The sequence below is a fragment of the Acetatifactor muris genome, assembly GCF_024623325.1.
Taxonomy (GTDB): Bacteria; Bacillota; Clostridia; order Lachnospirales; family Lachnospiraceae; genus Acetatifactor; species Acetatifactor muris.
This window is the reverse complement of sequence record NZ_JANJZD010000018.1, coordinates 102,371-122,675: the sequence shown is the minus strand read 5'-3', so window position 1 is coordinate 122,675 and position 20,305 is coordinate 102,371. Positions and strand designations below refer to the sequence as shown.

Sequence of the window (20,305 nt, the reverse complement as noted above, 5' to 3'; positions counted from 1 at the left end):
CCGATTACATGGAAACATAAATGTTTTTTATACACAAGAATTATTCCGATTTTTGGTGTTGAAATATAGACACAGCCTGAAAAGACATGATATAATCGGAATAATCCGCAAATCGGAATAATCAACAAAATTCCGATATCGGAATTTTCTGGAAGCCCAGAATGATTTTTATCCGGGTTATCCGCTGATAAAGAGGGGAATCTATTACTGCAGCCGGATGATTTCCGCCCAATATGGAACAGAGTTTACAAATTCACACTATGAGAATATCAAAAAGGTATACAGCATATGGATTTGCATGAATCCGCCAAAGAGCCGTGAAAACAGCATTACCCGTTATTATATTGCGGAAGAAAATCTGGCGGGCAGTGTAAAGGAACAAAAAGCAGATTATGATTTGCTGGCGGCTGTCATGATCTGTCTTGGGAAAGAGGGAGATTCAGATACGGATTTACTGAAACTGTTGAATGTGCTTCTGTCCACGGAGACAGGTTCAGAGGATAAGTGCCAGATACTGGAGGAAGATTTTCATATTAAAATGACTCAAGCCTTGGAAAGTGAGGTGTCGCTTATGTGTAATTTGAGTAAGGGTGTGGAGGAGAAAGGAATTCAGAAAGGAATTCAGAAAGGAATTCAGAAGGGAATTGATAAAGGAATAACAGCTATGATTTTAACTTTGAAAGAGCTGCAAATATCCAGTGACGTTATTCTGAAACAAATCTGTGAAAAGTTTGACCTGACAGAAGAAACTGCAGAAACGTACTTGAAAGAATAAGTTAAATATAACAGGCAGAGCATTTTTAGTTCTGTCTGTTATTATTATTTGGCTGAAAATTTCCGGGCGAGAGAAGAAGACATAAGACATTATGTGGACTTTTAGGATAGAGAAAATGGATTCAGAATAAAAGACAATGATAAGAATAAGGAGGTGTGTAAATGGATGAGAAACTGAGGAACATGACTTCTCTATATATAACAAAAGGGGATGAAATGTTGTTGCTTTTCCGGCAGGGCGGCAGCGTTGTAAGTGATACATGGGTTGGATCTGCAGGAGGCCATTTTGAAGAGAATGAACTAAACGATCCAGGAGCATGTGTATTGAGAGAACTGAATGAAGAATTAGGAATAAGTGAAAATGGTATCAGGAACCTGCTGCTGCGGTATGTTACTTTGCGGAGGGTGAAAGGAGAAATTCGACAGAATTATTATTTTTTTGCGGAACTGGACAGTGAGATAGGTGATCACATTGTATCAACGGAAGGGATAAGCAGGTGGTTTACACTGTCGGAGCTATCGGCATTGGAGATGCCATATACCGCTAAATTTGTCATTGATCATTATCTGAAGATTGGACGAAGGACAAATGATATGTATGTCGGCGTGGCTGATGGGGAAGGAGTTAACTTTACAAAGCTGTCGGAATACGAATAAAACTGGTACAATCTTGAATGCATTCTGGATGCTGCAAGGCCTTATTCGTCAAAACAGACAGGTTCTGTTCATATTGTATTGGCCGGAAGACTGTGTATAATAGGAGTAGAAGATAGTAAGGCTATGGGATATAGAGTTTTCCGGCTTCATTTACGGGAAGAAAGCGTTATAGAAGAGATTTCTGAACGTGGTAACAATAGAAGGTGGAGGATTCCCGGAGAGGAGATTTGTTTGAAAAAGACAGAGCTTTGTTTATGGGGGCTTGTTCTGATGTTTATGTTTGGAGGTCAGAGGGTGGCTTATGCGCAGGATACAGACAGCGTCCTATGGGTATGCGTCTTTTCTGAAGACAGAGGAACAGCGGAAAGCCCGGGAGGAACTGGCCGATGAACTGATGCGGTTTGTCAATGAGGCATTTGGGGAAGATAAGGCATCAGATTCTGCGGAGGCATTCCAGGAAGAGAAGGCGACAGGTGTATCGGAACAAAATACTGACGGGAGGGATGTATCTCAGACAGCGCTCATACCGGAAGTGGAAAGTAATATTGACGAACTGTCTGAGAGACATTCACAGAAGCCATTCTGCCAGACAATGAGGACACAATATACTGCCGGGTGTGCTTCAGGAGACTGGTGTAAAATGATTGGAAGCTCACATCGAAGAAGAGGAGAGAAACATGGAGCAGAAAGCTAAGAGAATAGAATTTCGGTTCGGGAAGTTTGGGAAACTGGCGCCGCTTATTGTTGCGGCGGGCATGATTTTATGGGCGGCGTTCAGCCAGTCTAATGTGAACGGATATGTGCTGGCCTTTTTCGCAGCTCTGGTGACAGGGGTTATTTTTACAAAGGATGAAAAGGCATATGGGGAAGCGCTGGTCTATGGTTTAAGCAAGCCTATGTTCGGCGTGATCGTGATGGCGGTGATACTGGCGGCAATTTCGGGCAAGCTGATTTCAGCCAGCGGGGCAGTACAGACCATTGCGGCTTATGTGGTGGCGGCAGGTTTTACCGGAAAGCTGTTTGTGGCGGCTTCCTTTCTCATTACCTGCCTGCTGGCATTTGCCACAGGGACCTCGGTGGGCACCTATTTTGTAGTGATTCCCATTTTGTTCCCGGTGGGCGTGATGGCCGGGGCAGCGCCGGAATTTATGATCGGTGCCATCGTGTCAGGTGCGGCGTTTGGTGACAACCTGGGGCCCATTTCGGATACCACTATCGCTTCCTCTGCCACACAGCATGCAGATTTGGGAGTCGTGGTGAAGACCAGGATGCGCTACAGTCTGCCGGCAGCGGCGGGAGCCCTGGTTTTATTCCTGTTGTTTTCCAAAACCTCAGAGGCAGGCGCGGCAACTCTGACAGAGGCCGGTACGGCAAATCCGGTCAGTCTGGTTATGCTGGCAGTGCCGGCGGTGATCATTGTCCTGTGCCTGCTGAAGAAGCATCTCATCACAGCTCTGTCCTGGGGAATTCTGGCAGGGATTGCTGCCGGATTGCTTTTCGGTATCTACACGGTGGAAGGACTTATTGCCTTTCCCGGTGGATTCTCCGTGTCCGGGGCGATCATAGAAGCCATTACGGGGACGTCGGGTACTGTGGCCATGCTCATTGCCGTGTTTGCTCTTCTTGGAGTGGTGGAGTGCAGCGGTCTCTTTGAGGATGTAGGAGTGTTACTGTCCCGATTCGCGAAGAGCGAACGCAGTACAGAGACAGCCATTGTGCTCTCCACCGGTGTCTTAAGCATGGTGACCGGCGTCATTTCCGTGGCGATTGTAGCTCTTGGAGACCTGGTAAATGAGATTGGGGAGAAAGCGGGTGTAAACCGGTACCGCCGTGCGAATCTGCTGGATTGTACGGGATGTGTGTTCTGCTTTCTGGCTCCCTGGACAGTGCACTGCGTGATTCCGGCCCAACAGTCCGCTCAGTTTGGAGAGGGATTTGCAGTGGCGCCGGCATCGATTCCTTTTGTGAATTTTTATTCTGTTTGCATGCTGGTGATGCTGGTGACAGCTGTAATTACCGGATATGGAAGGAAACATAAATAAACGCCGCCGCTGCAAATGTCTCTCTTCATTCCTTCAGACATTGCAGGATCGGCTCAATATATTTTTTGTCTGAAATATCATAGGATGAAGAAATCATTTTTATCATTTCCTGCTCCGCCTCACTTTTTTCTTTTTTTGCCTTGAGCATTTTTATGAACATTTTCATCATCAGTTTGGACGGAGCAGACATTTTTTCATAATTGAATCCACCCGGACAATAAAACATATTTACTTTTTTCAATTTCGGATCGCTGAAACTCTGCTTAAGAAACAACTCAATATCCGGACTGTCTATGGGACTTCCCCCGACGCAAAATGCAATTAGCTTTTTATCCGCCCATTTGTCTATATTGATCTTAAACCAGCTGATTTTGCTAATATTGCCCGCACATGCCCAGCTGCCGAATATAATTGCTTCATATTCAGCCGGATTTACCTTTTTTGCGGCTGACAGTTCAAGGCAATCGGCTCCCGATGCCTCTGCTATCCACTGGGCATAACGCTTTGTAAAACCTGTCTGTGAATTGTAAATTACGATTGTATTCATTTGAACAACTCTCCTTTTATTGTTTTTCCTCAGTTGTTAAGGTTATTTCCTGCTTTTTCCGGGCAACCCGTTTTTCCAGATTGTCAATTCCTGTATACAGCTTTGACAAAAGAATGAAAAGTGTCTCAATTTCCTGGTCTGTATAAACTTCAAAAAGATATTTCAGTTCTTCCTGGTATTCTGAAAATTCATTTTCAAAGTAGTCATTACAGTTTTCTGTGGGGCGGATACACAGGGCCCTTGTATCCCGCGGACTTTGCTGAATTATGACAAAGCCTTTTCTCATCAGGACATCAGCTAACTTTTTGATATTTTGTCTTGAGCAGCCCAACAAATTCCCTAATTGGGTAAAAGTTAACGGTTCCTTTGACTGCCGGACGATGGACAATAACATAAATTGCTTTAATGATACCTCCGGAATACGGTTATCAAAAAGTGTCTGCAGTTTGTTACCGGCAATAAATAATGTGCTGAAAATCGCTTTTCTCTGCTTCTCTGTGGTATCTGAAAATCTTGTAATCAAATCATCCAGTTTCATATAAACCTCCTTAATGGCAACTTGTTACGATTATGATTATAGCAACAAGTTACCTGTATGTCAATAAAAATGTCGTTTTACAGTCTCTGATGTGTGGTACAATAAAATATACTGGAATTGTGTAATTGTATGGTTTTTCTGTAAATTATGTGGAAGTGCTTTTTGATATATGGCTGTAGAGGTCAGTATCAGGAAAGGAAAGAGAGTTTTGGAATTGCTCTATTATCAATAGAGAGTGAAGGAGGATTTAATGATACTTGTTACGGGGGCAAATGGATTTGTCGGGCATAAAATCATGGAGATGTGTAAGGATGCAGTTGCTGCTCCGTCACTTCGCAATGTAACACAGGAGGATATAAATCGTATAATCGGAGAAAGTAACGCTGATGTGATTATTCATACTGCAGCCATTTCCGATATAGGAGCATGTCAGACGGATCCGGATGCTTCTTACTTTGCAAATGTGCAGATTCCGCTTTTTATGGCAAAGGCATCAAAGGACAGGAAGTTAATCTGCTTCAGTTCGGATCAGGTGTACAGTGGATGCAGCGAAGAGGGACCCTATTCGGAGGATATGGCGAAACCGGGAAATATATATGCAGAACATAAGCTGGAAATGGAAGAGAGGGTGCTGGAGACTGACGCAGACGCAGTGATGCTGCGTGCCGAATGGATGTATGATTACTATCTGAAAAAAACGAATTATTTTATGAATATTGTGAATGCAAAAGATCTTGTCTCATTCAGTTCCAGACAGTACAGGGGTATTACATATCTGAAAGAAGTAGTAGAAAACATGGAAAAAGTACTTACTTTACCGGGGGGTGTATATAATTTTGGCAGTGAAACAACAAAATCAATGTATGAAATCACCCGGAAATTCATTGAACTGCTGGGGAAAAAGGTGAAGCTGGAAGATGCTCCGGCAAGGCATAACTTATGGATGAATTGTGACAAAGCTAAAAGGTATGGTGTAGAATTCAGCACTGTGATAGACGGATTGCTGAAATGTGCGGGAGATTATAACTTGATTCAAAACAGAACAAAGACAGATTAAATCGGGAGCTTACCTATGCGTTATGCAATTGTTTCAGAAGCAATTCCAGGAAAGTCAATTGACAAAAAACTCTACATCATGTAGAATACAGTTATTCTACATAATGTAGAGGAAAGGAGAAATACATATGCCTACCATGGGAGTGTTGGAATCTCGTTTTGCGGATATGATCTGGAGTCATGAGCCGCTGGCCTCCAGGGACCTGATTGAGATGGCTCAGAGGGAGTTAAGCTGGAAGGCAACTACCTCTTATACCGTTCTGAAGAGATTGTGTGAGAGGGGAATTTTCAGGCTTCAGGACAAAACGGTTACTTCGATGATTTCCCGGGAAGAGTTCTATGGGATGAAAAGCGAGCAGTTTGTGGAGGAGACCTTTGATGGCTCTCTGCCCGCGTTCATAGCTGCTTTTGGCACACGGAAAAAATTATCAGAGGAAGAAATCGAGGAACTCAAAAAACTTATCGATGGACTGCGGAGGTGAGATTATGTTTTTCTATACATTTATACCCAAACTGCTGAACATGAGCCTTACTGCAAGCGTGGTGATTCTGTTTGTTCTGCTGTTGCGGCTCCTGCTCAGAAAAGCGCCGAAAGTGATTTCCTACGCACTTTGGAGTCTTGTACTTTTCCGGCTGCTTTGTCCGGTGTCCATTCAGTCTGACCTGTCCCTGTTTGGTCTGCTGGATACCCCGGTAACTACAAATGATACCATAATCAGCCGTATTTCTTATATTCCGGCTGATATTGTTCACACGGAATATCCTTCTGTGGCCCTTCCGGGTCTGGGGGAGGATACGCTGGCCTGGGGAGAGGAACAGCTGGCCGCGGACCCGCTGGAAGCACCGATGGTGATCGTCACTTATGTCTGGATAGCAGGTGTTCTGGCGATGGTTCTCTATGCGGCGGTATCCTATATACGGCTTCGGAGGAAACTGCTCATCGCTTCACCTTTACGGGATAACATCTGTCTGGCTGACGAGATTACATCCCCCTTTGTCATGGGACTGCTTCGGCCGAAAATTTATCTGCCTTCCTCCATGAAGGAACAGGCTTACATTCTGATGCACGAGCAGCATCACATTCGCAGATTTGACCACATTATAAAGGCACTTGCATTTGGCGTATTGTGCATCCATTGGTTTAACCCTTTGGTATGGGTTGCCTTCATCCTGGCCGGTCAGGATATGGAAATGAGCTGTGATGAGGCTGTGATCAGGAAAATGGGAGCCGATGTTCTGGCAGACTATACCACATCCCTGTTAAGCCTTGCCACCGGAAAACAGATGATTGCCGGTATGCCTCTGGCATTTGGAGAGGGCGACACCCGAGGTCGCATCCGCAATCTGGCGAACTGGAAAAGGCCTGCTTTCTGGGTTGTGCTGGGGGCGGCCGTCACCAGTATGGCTTTGGCTGTGTGCCTGCTGACAAATCCAAAACGGGACAGTTTCGGGTTAAGCATAGTGGTGCCTGCGGGAAGCCGGGAAACAGTGTTTTATACCCATGAAGAGATTTCCCCGCTGGGAAATTATATTATTGTATCCTCCGGTGACGGTCTGGGAGACACGGAGGTGTCTCTGAAACCGGTGGAGGTGAAAATGGAAAACGCCTATGATGAGCCGGTCTATCTGACGCCGGGGATGCCTGTGAAGATGGAAGCGGAAAAGGGCGGCTGGTTCAAAATTGGCGTAAAGATACAGAATGACACCGATGAGGAAATGATTGTTTATGTAAATGTGGAAAATGTTACGGTCCGCATTGCAGATGTAAGTGAACCGGAAACCTTTCAGATGGAAGCGGAAATTCTGGAAGTTAACGACGGATATTTCCTTGTGGAACCTGTGGAAGGAAGCCCGGAGCTGAACAGTGCAGATAAAATTGTGGTTCCCATGAAAAATATGGATCCGGCACTGGAGCCGCAGGTCGGAGACATCATTGAAATCTCCTATAATGGAGAAATCCAGGAAACTTACCCGGGACAGCTGAGCGATGTGTATGGTATCAGAGGTATTGCGAAGAACGTCATCATGAAGGAGGATCCTTCTATAGAGGAAAGTTCTTCCACGGAAGAAAGTCTTTCCGTGGAATCCGAAGATTTGCTGACAGAAGCAATTTACAACGCCATCCTTGACCACAATAAGCCTGCCGGACCGGATGATCTGTATCACTGCGCAAGCTTTATCCTGCTGGACCAGGAGATGCTCAGCATCGACAGCGAACCGCCTACACCCATGGAGGTCACTGTTTACGGATTTGCATTGTATCAGGCCTATGAGTACTCCGGTGCTGCATTCCGGGAAGCTTTGGGGAGCCATATCCCTGTGGCCATCACATTTGAAATCAGGGATGGCGAGTATGTCCTCAGAGAATACTGGGAGCCCAGGGATGGCAGCTATTACGTGAAGGACATTCAGGATACATTTCCCGATACGATTGCAGAGAATGCGATAGACACACAAAAGTACATCCTTGCACAGAAACAGGACTGCTATATACAGGCTGTGGAGCACGGCAGTGTGGACACAGATTCTGTCATGGAGCAGTTGTTTGGTGCCATTGAGTCCTCGCCGGCACAGGCATCCGCTCCCGGCGACTATATCAGGGAACACTCTGTGGAGTATCGGGAGCTGAGCTATTATGGTCTGTATACCCTGCGTTATTGCTTTGAGCAATTTCTGCAGGGTGGACAGACAGGCCTGCATGGGCATATTATGGCATCAGCCTGCCGGGATATTATCCTTGCTTGGGGCGAAGCGGATTCCTTCGACCGGGAGCCAGTCACAGGGCAGGATTGGTTCGATGCTTACAAAAGTAACGCTGAATTATTGAAAGCACAGTACAGCGATGAGGATATGGCAAAATATTATTCGGGAGCCTGGCTGCTTCTGCAGATGACTGAAGGATAAATAGCAGCGGATCATAACGCCGCCCCGGGAATCATTTTTCACAATTGTAATCTGTGGCGTGAGTGTGTATAATAGCCTTGGATTATAAGGCTTGCGAAGCGGTTCCACAAGCTTATGCCATGAAACCGGAAGGTGGTACGTAAACACCACAAAACACAGAAAGGGAATGAATAGAATATACAGAATCAGGAGAGATTATGCGAACATTATATGTGACTGACCTGGACGGTACCTTATTAAACACAAAGGACAGAATCAATCCGGAAAGCCTTCGAATGATAAATGAGCTGACTGGCAGAGGAATGCTTTTTACCTATGCCACAGCCAGGTCTCTTGCGTCGGCGTCCGTGGTGGCGGAAGGTTTAAGGCTGACACTGCCCGTAATCGTATATAACGGTGCTTTTATCATGGAACCCTGCACGGGGGAAATCCTGTCCTCCCTGTTTTTCTCGGAGGAGGAAGCCGCATTCGCACGGGAAAATATAGAGAAGGCACAGGCCACCCCGCTGGTATATTCCTTTCTGGAAAATGTGGAAAAGGTATCGTGGAATACCAGACGGGAGAACGGGGGAATAGAGAGGTATCTTTCGCTGCGGAAGGGGGACAGAAGGCTTCGGCCGCTGGACGGTCCCGAAGGATTGTATGATGGGAAAATATTTTATTATACCTGTATCGGAGAAAAAGAGGAATTGATGCCGTTGTATGAAACCATGTCAAGAGACGGCAGATTTCGCTGTACTGTTCAGCAGGAATTATATCGTCCGGAGTACTTTTGTGAGATTATGCCCTGTGGCGCAACAAAAGCGGAAGCGATTAAAAAGCTTAAAAAAATGTGTAATTGTGATAAAGTGGTTTCCTTTGGCGATGCCATTAACGATCTTCCCATGTTTGAGCTTTCCGATGAGTGCTATGCGGTTGAAAATGCGGTGCCGGAGCTTAAGGAGGCGGCCACTGCCGTGCTGGACAGCAATGAAAGGGACGGTGTCGCAAAATGGCTGTGGGAGAATTGTCATCTGAGAAGCGGAGGAAACGAATTCTGATCCGGGTTATGGTGTCTGGGCCATAAAATTGATTGCAGGATTCTGCATTTTATGCTAATATATCATTTGAAATGCATTTTTATACAAATATATGTGAAATTATTACTTTTGTATATGGGAAATAAGGAAGCGATTTGCAATATAATGTTTGCAGATACAGGAAAGGGTATGGTCACTGACATGAAAAAAATTCCTTACAAAATCTATCTGGAAGAAAATGAGATACCGACGCACTGGTATAATCTTCGCGCCGAAATGAAGAATAAACCGGCGCCTCTGCTGAATCCTGAGACACTGCAGCCCATGACTGCAGAGGAACTGAAAGCTGTGTTCTGCGATGAGCTGGTGACGCAGGAACTTGACGATACCAATGCGTATATTCCGATTCCGCAGGAAATTCAGGATTTCTATAAAATGTATCGTCCGTCCCCTCTGGTGAGAGCTTATTGCCTGGAAGAAAAGCTGCAGACGCCGGCCAAAATCTATTATAAATTTGAGGGCAATAATACCAGCGGAAGCCACAAGCTGAATTCTGCCATTGCCCAGGCATATTATGCGAAAAAGCAGGGACTGAAAGGCGTTACCACGGAGACCGGAGCCGGTCAGTGGGGAACGGCTCTTTCCATGGCCTGTGCTTATTTTGGTCTGGACTGTCTGGTTTATATGGTAAAGGTATCCTATGAGCAGAAGCCTTTCCGCAGAGAGGTCATGAGGACATACGGCGCTACAGTGACCCCTTCTCCCAGTGAGACCACGGAAATCGGCAGAAAGATACTCGCCGAGCACCCGGGTACTTCCGGAAGTCTGGGGTGTGCCATTTCGGAGGCCGTGGAGGCGGAGATGGGCAGAGAGGGATACCGCTATGTTCTGGGCAGTGTGCTGAATCAGGTCCTGCTGCATCAGACTGTGATCGGTCTTGAGGCAAAGGCGGCCCTTGATAAATATGAGATTGTTCCTGATATTATCATCGGATGTGCGGGCGGCGGCTCCAATCTGGGAGGACTGATTTCTCCTTTTGCCGGAGAAATGATCCGCGGTGAAAGGAACTACAGAATCATAGGGGTGGAACCGGCCTCCTGCCCCAGCTTTACCAGAGGAGTGTTTGCCTATGATTTCTGCGATACGGGAAAAGTATGTCCGCTGGCGAAAATGTATACTCTTGGAAGCGGGTTTATTCCTTCTGCCAATCATGCCGGCGGTCTCAGGTATCACGGCATGAGTCCGGTTCTGTCCCAGTTGTATCATGACGGAATTATGGAGGCGGTGAGTGTGGAACAGACATCTGTGTTTGACGCGGCAACTCAATTTGCCAGAGTGGAAGGGATTCTTCCCGCACCCGAGAGCAGCCATGCCATCCGGGTGGCCATTGACGAGGCTCTGAAATGTAAGGAGACCGGGGAAGAGAAGACGATAGTATTCGGCCTTACGGGTACAGGTTATTTTGATATGGTGGCCTATGAGAAATATAATAACGGTGAAATGCGGGATTATGTGCCTGCAGATGCGGATTTGAAGCCGGGTCTGGATGGAATTCCGCGATTCCCCGGGAATGAATTCTGAGGAAGCCGGGGATTGACCTGCAGGTGAAGAGAGGCGGATCGTTTCCGGAACGTTCGAAGAACCGGGAGGCCTGACAGGCAGGATGCAGACAGTTTATGGAAAGAGGTGGGCAGGAATATGGGTGAATATGTAATTTGCATGGATGCTTCAGGGGACATTCTCAGAGAAGTGGCCGCGGAAAGCGGGATTGCGTTTGTGCCGATGGAATATTCTCTGGGAGAAGAAATGCGTACTTCTCACGGCTGTGAGGAGGAAGCGGTTCTGAAACTGTTTTATGATGGACAGCGGAAGGGGGATTTGACGAAGACGTCTCAGATTTCTCCTTTTATGTATGAAGATTATTTCAGGAAATTTCTGGAGGACGGAAAATCTGTGCTGTATTTCTGCCTGTCAGGCGGCTTATCGGCTACCTGTGAAAGCGCCATGCTGGCGGCGAAGAATCTGAAGGAAGTATATCCGGATCTGGATATATTACCTGTGGATACACTGGCGGCTACTGGCGGAATCGGAATTCTGGTGGAAAATGCCATTGAAAACAGGAAAAACGGGATGGGGCTTTGGGAGAATTATGATGCCGTAAAGCAGCTGATTCCCCGGCTGCGTCATTTCTTTATGGTGCAGGACCTCATGTATCTGAAAAGGGGAGGGCGGGTAGGGGCCGCTACGGCCCTTGTAGGTTCGGCGCTGAATATCAGACCCATGCTGAAGATTGACGAGAAGGGAAAGCTGGTGACAGTAGACAAGAAGCGCGGTAATAAAGCGGCCATGCTGTCTCTGTTTGCATATTTTCAGGAAAATTACAATCCGGAACTGTGCAGAGTAATCTATATCTGCGATGCGGACACACCGGAGCTTGCGGAGAATCTGGCGGAAAAAGTCAGGGCTGCTGCTCCTGATGCGGTAATAAGGCGGACAATGCTTTCGCCTATTATCGGTGCACATACAGGGCCGGGGATGCTGTCCATGATATTGATTGGAAAGTAAGCAGCAGCTCGTTCAGCTGTCTGAACTGCTGTGAAAGTATTTGCATGGGACTAAACGGCCAATGACGAAAGAGGAAGCATCTGCTATAATATGATGAAAGGATTGTGAAGCTTCAGACAGGAATTCGGGAAAACCATGAGAAAGGAAACAGGTGTATGCTGTCAGAATACAGGTATCAGAGCATTGACCCGCTGGAAACGGGCTGGCGGCTGGCGCAGCTGATCAGGCAGAAGGGATATTCTGTCAAGGATATTCAGAAGCTGTTGCAGTTGTCCTGTCCACAGCCTGTATACCGATGGATAAAGGGGCAGATATTGCCTTCAGTGAATCATTTATATAATCTGGCGGGAATACTGGATGTACCGATGGGAGAGCTTCTGGTTCCGGCATCGGAGACGGCCTGTATTATTGCATTTGAACGGGAATGTTCACGTCGGAAGAGACTGTATGCGTATTACCTGCATTGGCGGAAGAAAGCGGCATAGACATGTTTCATTTTATGATTGATCTGGAGAACACAAGGAGCAGAGGGCTGCAGGGGGCAGAATACCTGTCTGCTGAAGATTGTGTGACTATATTTTACAGTCAGTCCTGTCTGAAAGTGGAGTGTGGAAAGCTGCAGCAGATTATGGATGCGGGAAGCATTCTGGATATCTGCCGTCTGAAGAATACCGGGAAAAATGCCCTGGATTTTTATATTACTTCCAAAACGGGAGCGTTATTTGGGAGTGGATACCAGGGAACAGTAGCCATAGTGAGCAACGATAAAGGATACCACGCAGTACGCGATTATTGGAAGAATTGTGTCACACCTGCGCAGAAGGTGGTGGTTCAGGCCGATATTGAACAGTGCATCCTGGTATCTGACGAGGCCAGTGAGCGGCGTAAGCTGATTTGTGAGAAATTGCGGGAAGTTAACCTGGAAACTCAATACAAGTGCTATGAGGAGCAGTTGCGGATTCGACATGAACTGGAGGCCTGTTTTGCAGATACAGCCTATAAGGAACTGCTTGGTCAGATTGTCAATATTGTGAAGGGCAGGAAGGGAAACCGCCTGCTGTATCTGGACACAATCAAGCAGTTTGGAAGGAAAAGAGGGCTGGAGATATACACAAGACTTCGACAGGTGGTATAAGTGAAACGATGCAAAAAGGGATGTCCGCTCATGTGGCTGGAGAAAGAGCTGAAATGTGACGAAAGCGATAGACAAATCTGGAATATCTAACAAATTTGCATAAATCTCTGTGTATTTCATATGTTTTTTCCCGGGTTCAGAAATTATAATGAAGACAGGGAAAAGCGAGATTCGAAAGACGGTGTCGGTACTAATGATTAGTTCCCGACGCCGTCTTTTGATATACAGGAAAACTTCAATGGGATCCTGACAGAAGAAATGCGACTGTCTTAAAAAGACCTGGTATGGAAGGAGATACAAAATTATGAAAGCAGCACTTGTGTACACCAGCACCACGCCGGAACTGATCGAGCTTGTAAATCGCGAGGTGAGAAAAAATATCGGGGAGGAAGCGGAGATTCTGAGCCTGCAGAATCCCGGAATTCTGCAGGCCGTCAGGGATGCGGGATATGTGACGCCCAAGGCGGCAGCGGATCTGATTGCCATGTATATGGACGCCGTGTCGCAGGGGGCGGACGCCATATTGAATATCTGTTCCTCTGTGGGGGAGGTGGCGGACTGCATGCAGACTGCCGCGGCATATATCGGGGTGCCCATCGTGAGAATCGACGAGGAAATGTGTCGGGAGGCGGTGCGCCTGGGGAGCCGGATTGCGGTGCTGGCCACTCTGCCCACCACGCTGGCGCCCACGAAGAATACGGTGTTGCGCGTGGCAAGGGAAATGGGACGGCATGTGAAGACGGTGGACGGACTTATCAACGGCGCTTTTGGCCTGGATCAGGAACAGTTCAGGAAGCTCCTGCTGGATAAAGCGGCACAGGTGAGGGAAGCGGCGGATGTGATTCTTCTCGCCCAGGGCTCCATGGCCTATGTGGAGGAGGATATCAGCCGGAAGCTGGGAATTCCCACCCTCTCCAGCCCCAGGTTCGGTGCCATTGAGCTGAGGAAGGCGCTGGAGCGCAGAGGACTCCGGGGACGCTGAGACAGCGCGGCCATGTGACGACAATTTGATACAAAGAAGGAATGGGAAAAAGACAATGGAGGCGGACAATGGTAACGGATACGAGAAAATCAGGCAACGCGAAGCTGTGGGGTCTTCCCTTTGCGGATGTGGAATGGACAGGAGGCTTTTATAAGGAGCGCTTCGACACCTGTGCGGATTTCACGGTACCCCATCTGCAGAGGATGTTTGAGAGCAAAGATATCAGCCATGTGCTGGAAAATTTTAAGATAGCGGCAGGAGAAGCCGAGGGTGAATTCGACGGTACGGTTTTCGGCGACGGAGATTTTTACAAATGGATGGAGGCTGCGGTTTACACCGCCGTGCGCAGGGAGGACAAAGCGCTTCTGGACCGTCTGGAGGAATATATCGCCCTGATTGGGAGAGCGCAGCAGGCAGACGGTTACATCTCTACCAAACAGATCATCGGGGAGAGGAGCGGAAAGGCCGTACGCCTGGGAGATATCAATGATTTTGAGGTATATAATTTCGGACATCTGTTTACCTCGGCCTGTCTGTATTACAGACTCACAGGCCGGAACAGCTTTCTGCGAATTGCCGGGGGAGCCGCGGACTATCTGAAGAATCTGTACGGGGATGCGGAGAAAAACGGGGAAGTGCAGACCGCCGTATGTCCCTCCCACTATATGGGACTGGCGGAGATGTACCGCACCACGGGCGAGAGAAAATATCTGGATCTTCTGAAGAAGGCCATAGCGCTCAGGGATTCCGTGAAGGAGGGCATGGATGATAACCAGGACAGCATTCCTCTCAGGAAGCATGAAAAGATCATTGGCCATGCGGTGAGGGCAAATTATCTCTACGCCGGCGTGGCGGATCTGTGTCTGGAGGAGGCGGACCCGGAGCTCACGGAGGTGCTTCATAAGGTATGGAAGAGTCTGGTGACGCAGAAACTCTATATTACGGGGGGCTGCGGCGCACTGTATAACGGTGCTTCTCCCTATGGATATTTCTTCAAGCACCAGCTGGTGCATCAGGCCTACGGATACGAATATCAGCTTCCCAATGTGACGGCCTATAACGAAACCTGCGCCTCTGTGGGCGGTGTGTACTGGGCCTGGAGAATGCTCTGTCTGGAGAAAAAGGCGGAGTATGCGGATGTGCTGGAACGCATGGTGCTCAATGTGAATATGGCAGGCATCAGTATGGACGGAAAGAAGTTTTTTTACGAAAATATGCTGCGGAGAGCTCATGAGCTGCCTTATGAGCTGATATGGGGACAGGAGAGGGCAGAGTATATCCTGAGTTATTGCTGTCCTCCCAATCTGGCCAGACTTCTCTCTCAGCTGAGCGAGTATTCCTATGCCGTGGATGAATGCGGAATTTATACCGTATTATACGGAAGAAACAGAGCGAAAGCCGCATTTTCCGGGAAATCTGTGACCATTGTACAGGAGACGGATTATCCGTACGATGGAAAGATCCGTTTTACCTTTGAGACACAAAGCGTGGAAGGCGGGGCGGAATTTGACCTTCATCTGAGAATTCCGGCCTGGGTGAGAAAGGGGAAGATTACGATAAAGAAATGGGGGGAAGCTGCGGCGACCGATGCACAGAATCTGAGCCGGGCTCAGGCGGGAACCTGGCAGACCGTCCGCATCCGGCAGCCGGAGGAGACGGAAGTGCTGCTGGACTTCTGCATGGAAGCCAGGCTGACCTGTGCCCACGCCATGGTGGAGGAGGACGTGAATCAGGTGGCCGTGGAGCGTGGCCCCCTTGTGTACTGCGTAGAAGGGATGGATGCGGATATCGAAACCCTGGACGAGCTGCTGATTCCATCGGACATCCGTCTGGAGCCGGAGGAATTTGGCATCGGTGGCAGGACGGTACTTTCCATGAAGGGCGATTTCCTGAAGCGCAGGAGTCTGCCCGGAGAGGAGGAGCCCGGGGAAGCGCTGTACAGGGATTATGTAAACAGCGGATATGACAAAATACCGGTGAGACTCATTCCCTATTTTGCCTGGGATAACAGAGGGCTGGACGAGATGCGGATCTGGATTCCCGTAACGGATGTGCAGAGCGTGTGATACTGCTGGCGCGCCGTCCGGACAGTCGGATAGGGAGATGAAAAGTCAGAAAAATCGCTCGGGCGGCATAACGGAAAACGGGAAGATGCCGGCGGAAAAGAATCGGAAAAATGAGAGGCACGAAAACGGTGCAGAAATGAGGAGCGTGTGGAACAATTCAAAAAGCTTCCGCTTTCGGCGCTGGAGGAATATCCGGCGTCGGACGCGGCAGCCGTACATAAAAAATATCTGGAGGAATATCGGGATTTCCGGTCAAAGATTGTGGTGCTGGATGACGATCCCACGGGAGTGCAGACGGTCCACGGAGTCCATGTCTATACCGATTGGAGTCTGGAAAGCCTGAGACAGGGACTGGAGGAGGAGAACAGCATGTTCTTCATTCTGACCAATTCCAGAAGCTTTACCGCCGGGAAGACAGAGGAAGAACATAAAAATCTGGCCCGCCGACTTGTAAAGGCGGCCGGGGAGACGGGAAAGGAGTTCCTGCTGGTTTCCAGAGGGGATTCCACCCTGCGGGGGCATTATCCCCTGGAGCTGGAGACACTGAAGAATGTGCTGGAGGAAGAGACCGGAAAAGAAATCCATGGACAGATTCTCTGCCCCTTTTTTCGAGAGGGCGGAAGATTTACCATAGAGGGAGTGCATTATGTGAGAGAAGGAGACAGCCTGGTTCCCGCCGGCCAGACAGAATTTGCCGGGGATAAGACTTTTGGCTATTCTTCCTCCCATCTGGCCGCCTATGCGGAGGAAAAAAGCGGGGGAAAATACCGGCAGGAGGATACTATTCTGATTTCCCTTGCCCTGCTGCGCACCGGAGCATATGACAGAATCACCCAACTGCTCATGGAGACGCAGGGGTTCCGGCCGGTGGTGGTGGATGCCATTGTGGAGAGCGATGTGGAGGTGTTCGCTACCTGCCTTTTGAGGGCCATGAAGGCCGGAAAGCGCTTCCTGATCCGCTGTGCCGCCGCGGTGCCAAAAGTGCTGGGAAACGTGAGTACGATTCCGCTGCTGACAGCGAAAGATCTGTGGAGGGATGAGGTTTCTCATGCCGGAAATGGACAGGTGGAGGATGGGCTGAGTAACTGTGGGCAGGAAACGGAGCATAATGCCCATTACGGCGGCATTGTACTGGTGGGGTCTCATGTGAAGAAAACCACCATGCAGCTGGAAGCTCTGAAAAGGGCGGGAGAGGAAGGAGGAATCCGAACAGGGCTGGAATTTCTGGAATTTCGAGTGAAAGCCTGCTTTGAGAAAGGCGGCCTGGAAGCAGAGACCAAACGTATGATTGTAAAAGCCGAAAAAGTCATGTCCCAGGGGAAAACTGCAGTGGTGTATACCAGCCGGACACTGCTTGCGCCGGAGGGAATGTCCAGGGAAGCGCTTCTGCGCCTGTCGGTCAATATTTCCGATGCGGTGACGGCTGTAATCGAGGGGCTTCATCGGAAACCAAGATTTCTGATTGCGAAAGGAGGAATTACATCCAGCGATGTGGGGACAAAGGCTCTGAAAGTGAAAAAAGCATTGGTATCAGGGCAGGTACAGCCTGGCATTCCGGTGTGGAGAACCGGGCCGGAGAGCCGTTTTCCGGGACTTTCTTATATTATCTTTCCCGGGAATGTGGGGGATGAGGATACTCTGAGAAAAATAGTTGAGATGCTGGCGTAGCAAAAAGGCGGCAGACAGAATCAGGATAAGGAAGAGAGGCAGGCTTAAGATGAGAAAAGTGATTATATCCCTGGCACCGGTGGAAGCCGGGAAACCTGTGAATAAGGAAGCTCTGGTGGAAGATGTGGTAAAATCGGCTGAAGCAGGCGCCGCCATGTGCCATTTGCATTGCAGGCGTCCGGACGGCACGCTGACGCCGGATACTGCTGAGCTGGTGGATACTTTTGAGAGAATTGCCGAAAGGACTGATCTGGTAATTCAGGCTTCCACCGGGGGTGTGTCGGATATGAATATTGAGCAGCGTTGCAGACCTCTGGACTATTGGAGGGTGGAGAGCGCTTCCTTAAACGGGGGTACTACCAACCTGGGGGAAGCGGTCTATATCAACAGCTTTGAGGATATCCGCTACTGTGCCGGAGCCGTGTATGAAAGGGGGATTATTCCGGAGATTGAGGTTTTTGATATCGGTATGATTTATAATATCCGGATGACGAAAGAACAGGTGCCCTACAGGAATCCCGTGCTTTATAATCTGGTATTTGGACATAAAGGGGGGATGCAGCCCAATATGGAATGTCTCACTGCTTTTCGTGCTGCAGTGCCTCCCGATGCGATTTGGGGAGTCACCCATTATGGGAGGGATAACTGGGAATTTCTTGCCGCGGCCATTGCCATGGGGGCCGCGGTGGTCCGCATAGGCTTTGAGGACAGCAGGTATCTGGCACCGAAAAAGGAAGCTGCCTATAATTATCAGGAAGTGGAAAAGCTGGTATCCTTGATCCGCGCCATGGATCTGGAGGAGGCGACGCCGGAGGAAGCAAGGAAGATCATGCGTACGCTTCCCAGGAAGAAGGGATAATTCGAAATTCATAAATGACGCAGATTGAAATTATAAGAAAAAAGAAAGGCAGAAATTATGCATGGAGTAAATTTGATATCAGCTCCGGAAGACTGGGAGATTCTACAGCAGGAAAAGGGAAGTGCACAGGTGAAGCTGAAAGGGACTTATCAGGTACATCCGGCTGCCATCAATGTGGGGGTGGCCCAGGCAGTCCCGATGGTGAGAGTAATGCGGGAGAGCGATAATATGACCGTAATTCCCTGGACCATGGCTGATGTAATTGATGCTGGAGAGAACTTTACGGGCAGCTTTGAGACTGTGCTCAGGATTCCGGAAGGAGGGCTCTACAGGATAGAGACCAGCCTTGAGACCAGGAGTACCGTTCCCAATCTTACCTGGCTTTACCGTGGGGACTGTGTGCTGCATCTGGGAGTGGGAGATCTCTTTATAATAGCGGGACAATCCAATTCCGCCGGATACGGCAGGGATTTCTGTGAAGATCCTTCCCATATATGTGTACATTTATTCAGGAACAGAGGCAAATGGGATCTTGCCAGTCATCCCATGAATGAGAGTACATTCGGCGGAGCCCTGCCCAATGAGGAAATGGGAATTCCAGGGGTATCGCCGTATCTGACCTTCGGCAGGACCTATTACGAACTCACAGGAAGACCCGTGGGGCTGGTCCAGACTTCCATGGGAGGCTCTCCCATAAGCCGCTGGATGCCGGAGACAGGTGACTTGTATCAGAATATGTTGAACCGTATATATATGACAGGGGGAAAATATGCCGGAGTTCTCTGGTACCAGGGGTGTTCCGATACAGAGCCGGAGCAGGCGGCACAGTATCTGAAGCATTTCAGAGATTATGCGGAAGCGCTCCGTCGGGATCTGGGCTATGAGATTCCCATATTTACCATGCAATTGAATCGTCAGATTAACGGAATCAATGACGTGTGCTGGGGAATGGTTCGGGATGCTCAGCGGCGGGCGGCTTTGGAGATTCCGAATGTTCATGTGCTGTCTACCACGAATTTAGGGTTGTGTGACGGTATTCACAACAATGCGCCTTCCAGTGTGGCTCTTGGGAAAAAGCTGGCGAAGCAGTGTGTCCATGTACTGGCGGGAGGGGAGGAATATGAGGCTCCTTCTTTGAGTACGGTACAGAGAGTTATGGAGGAAGAGAAGAAGGCAATGAAACTGACCGGTATCTGGCTGAAGCTTTGCTTTGACCATGTGAAAAACTGCCTGCAGATTGCCTCCGGTCTGGGGAAGGACAGTGGATTCACCCTGGAGGACAGCGAAGGAGAAGTGGAGATTTTAAGCATAAGAGCTAACAGAGAGGATCGGAATTATGTTTATCTGGAGCTGGCAAGGGAAGCGGGCAGGGAAACGTTCCTGTCATTTGCATGGCAGGCAGATCCGGTGAAAATACCTGTAATCGATGAAGTGACATTTCTCCCGCCGCTGTCCTTTTACAGGTACCCGATTTTGAGGAAAGAACAATAGAA

Annotated in this window: 19 protein-coding genes; 17 read left to right on the top strand and 2 right to left on the bottom strand. The window is 48.6% G+C overall.

The annotated features are described in order from the left end of the window. Positions 1-298: 298 nt before the first annotated feature. The 4 genes from NSB25_RS17255 to NSB25_RS17240 all read left to right on the top strand — a co-directional run bounded on the left by NSB25_RS17255 (position 299) and on the right by NSB25_RS17240 (position 3,473). Positions 299-775 carry a hypothetical protein gene (locus NSB25_RS17255; RefSeq protein WP_207656170.1) on the top strand — a complete coding sequence of 159 codons (477 nt, stop codon included), beginning with the start codon at positions 299-301 and terminating at the stop codon, positions 773-775. Between the two features lie 161 nt (positions 776-936). Then, positions 937-1,431: an NUDIX domain-containing protein gene (locus tag NSB25_RS17250; protein WP_103240733.1), complete on the top strand. Its 495-nt coding sequence runs from the start codon at positions 937-939 to the stop codon at positions 1,429-1,431. A 301-nt stretch (positions 1,432-1,732) separates the two neighbouring features. After that, a complete protein-coding gene (locus tag NSB25_RS17245; protein ID WP_103240732.1) occupies positions 1,733-2,125 on the top strand; it encodes a hypothetical protein in 393 nt (130 codons plus the stop codon). Then, positions 2,109-3,473, top strand: a complete 1,365-nt coding sequence (locus NSB25_RS17240) for a Na+/H+ antiporter NhaC family protein (RefSeq protein ID WP_103240731.1) — start codon at positions 2,109-2,111, stop codon at positions 3,471-3,473. The genes NSB25_RS17245 and NSB25_RS17240 overlap by 17 nt, the downstream gene beginning before the upstream one ends. Positions 3,474-3,498: 25 nt before the next feature. Here the strand turns inward: NSB25_RS17240 and NSB25_RS17235 are convergent, their stop codons facing one another. After that, complete coding sequence (locus NSB25_RS17235) at positions 3,499-4,020, bottom strand: flavodoxin domain-containing protein (protein WP_103240730.1); 522 nt, start codon at positions 4,018-4,020, stop codon at positions 3,499-3,501. Positions 4,021-4,036: 16 nt separating this feature from the next. After that, positions 4,037-4,558: a MarR family winged helix-turn-helix transcriptional regulator gene (locus NSB25_RS17230; protein WP_103240729.1), complete on the bottom strand. Its 522-nt coding sequence runs from the start codon at positions 4,556-4,558 to the stop codon at positions 4,037-4,039. 250 nt (positions 4,559-4,808) lie between these two features. On the opposite strand from NSB25_RS17230, the gene NSB25_RS17225 reads away from it, so the two are divergent. The 13 genes from NSB25_RS17225 to NSB25_RS17165 all read left to right on the top strand — a co-directional run bounded on the left by NSB25_RS17225 (position 4,809) and on the right by NSB25_RS17165 (position 20,303). Beyond that, positions 4,809-5,615 (top strand): SDR family oxidoreductase, encoded by an 807-nt coding sequence (locus NSB25_RS17225; protein ID WP_103240728.1) that lies wholly within the window; start codon positions 4,809-4,811, stop codon positions 5,613-5,615. Between the two features lie 127 nt (positions 5,616-5,742). Continuing rightward, positions 5,743-6,096 carry a BlaI/MecI/CopY family transcriptional regulator gene (locus NSB25_RS17220; protein ID WP_103240727.1) on the top strand — a complete coding sequence of 118 codons (354 nt, stop codon included), beginning with the start codon at positions 5,743-5,745 and terminating at the stop codon, positions 6,094-6,096. Positions 6,097-6,100: 4 nt separating this feature from the next. Continuing rightward, positions 6,101-8,518 (top strand): M56 family metallopeptidase, encoded by a 2,418-nt coding sequence (locus NSB25_RS17215; RefSeq protein WP_172455176.1) that lies wholly within the window; start codon positions 6,101-6,103, stop codon positions 8,516-8,518. Between the two features lie 197 nt (positions 8,519-8,715). Beyond that, entirely contained in the window at positions 8,716-9,558 is an 843-nt protein-coding gene (locus NSB25_RS17210; RefSeq protein WP_103240725.1) for an HAD family hydrolase, read from the top strand. Positions 9,559-9,702: 144 nt separating this feature from the next. Further along, positions 9,703-11,118: a TrpB-like pyridoxal phosphate-dependent enzyme gene (locus NSB25_RS17205; RefSeq protein WP_242982502.1), complete on the top strand. Its 1,416-nt coding sequence runs from the start codon at positions 9,703-9,705 to the stop codon at positions 11,116-11,118. A 117-nt stretch (positions 11,119-11,235) separates the two neighbouring features. Further along, positions 11,236-12,102: a DegV family protein gene (locus tag NSB25_RS17200; protein WP_103240724.1), complete on the top strand. Its 867-nt coding sequence runs from the start codon at positions 11,236-11,238 to the stop codon at positions 12,100-12,102. A gap of 104 nt (positions 12,103-12,206) precedes the next feature. Then, positions 12,207-12,587, top strand: coding sequence for a helix-turn-helix domain-containing protein (locus tag NSB25_RS17195; RefSeq protein WP_242982501.1), 381 nt, complete (start codon positions 12,207-12,209; stop codon positions 12,585-12,587). 2 nt (positions 12,588-12,589) lie between these two features. Then, complete coding sequence (locus NSB25_RS17190) at positions 12,590-13,237, top strand: PIN domain-containing protein (protein WP_103240723.1); 648 nt, start codon at positions 12,590-12,592, stop codon at positions 13,235-13,237. Positions 13,238-13,541: 304 nt separating this feature from the next. After that, positions 13,542-14,219: an aspartate/glutamate racemase family protein gene (locus tag NSB25_RS17185; protein ID WP_103240722.1), complete on the top strand. Its 678-nt coding sequence runs from the start codon at positions 13,542-13,544 to the stop codon at positions 14,217-14,219. 68 nt (positions 14,220-14,287) lie between these two features. Next, the gene (locus tag NSB25_RS17180; RefSeq protein ID WP_103240721.1) at positions 14,288-16,285 is read left to right on the top strand and encodes a glycoside hydrolase family 127 protein; all 1,998 of its coding nucleotides are present in this window, start codon (positions 14,288-14,290) and stop codon (positions 16,283-16,285) included. 147 nt (positions 16,286-16,432) lie between these two features. Then, entirely contained in the window at positions 16,433-17,953 is a 1,521-nt protein-coding gene (locus NSB25_RS17175; RefSeq protein WP_103240720.1) for a four-carbon acid sugar kinase family protein, read from the top strand. A 49-nt stretch (positions 17,954-18,002) separates the two neighbouring features. After that, positions 18,003-18,812, top strand: coding sequence for a beta-keto acid cleavage family enzyme (locus tag NSB25_RS17170; RefSeq protein ID WP_103240755.1), 810 nt, complete (start codon positions 18,003-18,005; stop codon positions 18,810-18,812). 57 nt (positions 18,813-18,869) lie between these two features. Further along, positions 18,870-20,303, top strand: a complete 1,434-nt coding sequence (locus tag NSB25_RS17165; protein WP_103240719.1) for a sialate O-acetylesterase — start codon at positions 18,870-18,872, stop codon at positions 20,301-20,303. Positions 20,304-20,305: the final 2 nt, after the last annotated feature.

Coding starts and splice junctions, on each gene's coding strand:
- NSB25_RS17255 (WP_207656170.1), top strand. CDS start 299: ATGAATCCGCCAAAGAGCCGTGAAAACAGCATTACCCGTTATTATATT.
- NSB25_RS17250 (WP_103240733.1), top strand. CDS start 937: ATGGATGAGAAACTGAGGAACATGACTTCTCTATATATAACAAAAGGG.
- NSB25_RS17245 (WP_103240732.1), top strand. CDS start 1,733: ATGCGCAGGATACAGACAGCGTCCTATGGGTATGCGTCTTTTCTGAAG.
- NSB25_RS17240 (WP_103240731.1), top strand. CDS start 2,109: ATGGAGCAGAAAGCTAAGAGAATAGAATTTCGGTTCGGGAAGTTTGGG.
- NSB25_RS17235 (WP_103240730.1), bottom strand. CDS start 4,020: ATGAATACAATCGTAATTTACAATTCACAGACAGGTTTTACAAAGCGT.
- NSB25_RS17230 (WP_103240729.1), bottom strand. CDS start 4,558: ATGAAACTGGATGATTTGATTACAAGATTTTCAGATACCACAGAGAAG.
- NSB25_RS17225 (WP_103240728.1), top strand. CDS start 4,809: ATGATACTTGTTACGGGGGCAAATGGATTTGTCGGGCATAAAATCATG.
- NSB25_RS17220 (WP_103240727.1), top strand. CDS start 5,743: ATGCCTACCATGGGAGTGTTGGAATCTCGTTTTGCGGATATGATCTGG.
- NSB25_RS17215 (WP_172455176.1), top strand. CDS start 6,101: ATGTTTTTCTATACATTTATACCCAAACTGCTGAACATGAGCCTTACT.
- NSB25_RS17210 (WP_103240725.1), top strand. CDS start 8,716: ATGCGAACATTATATGTGACTGACCTGGACGGTACCTTATTAAACACA.
- NSB25_RS17205 (WP_242982502.1), top strand. CDS start 9,703: ATGTTTGCAGATACAGGAAAGGGTATGGTCACTGACATGAAAAAAATT.
- NSB25_RS17200 (WP_103240724.1), top strand. CDS start 11,236: ATGGGTGAATATGTAATTTGCATGGATGCTTCAGGGGACATTCTCAGA.
- NSB25_RS17190 (WP_103240723.1), top strand. CDS start 12,590: ATGTTTCATTTTATGATTGATCTGGAGAACACAAGGAGCAGAGGGCTG.
- NSB25_RS17185 (WP_103240722.1), top strand. CDS start 13,542: ATGAAAGCAGCACTTGTGTACACCAGCACCACGCCGGAACTGATCGAG.
- NSB25_RS17180 (WP_103240721.1), top strand. CDS start 14,288: ATGGTAACGGATACGAGAAAATCAGGCAACGCGAAGCTGTGGGGTCTT.
- NSB25_RS17170 (WP_103240755.1), top strand. CDS start 18,003: ATGAGAAAAGTGATTATATCCCTGGCACCGGTGGAAGCCGGGAAACCT.
- NSB25_RS17165 (WP_103240719.1), top strand. CDS start 18,870: ATGCATGGAGTAAATTTGATATCAGCTCCGGAAGACTGGGAGATTCTA.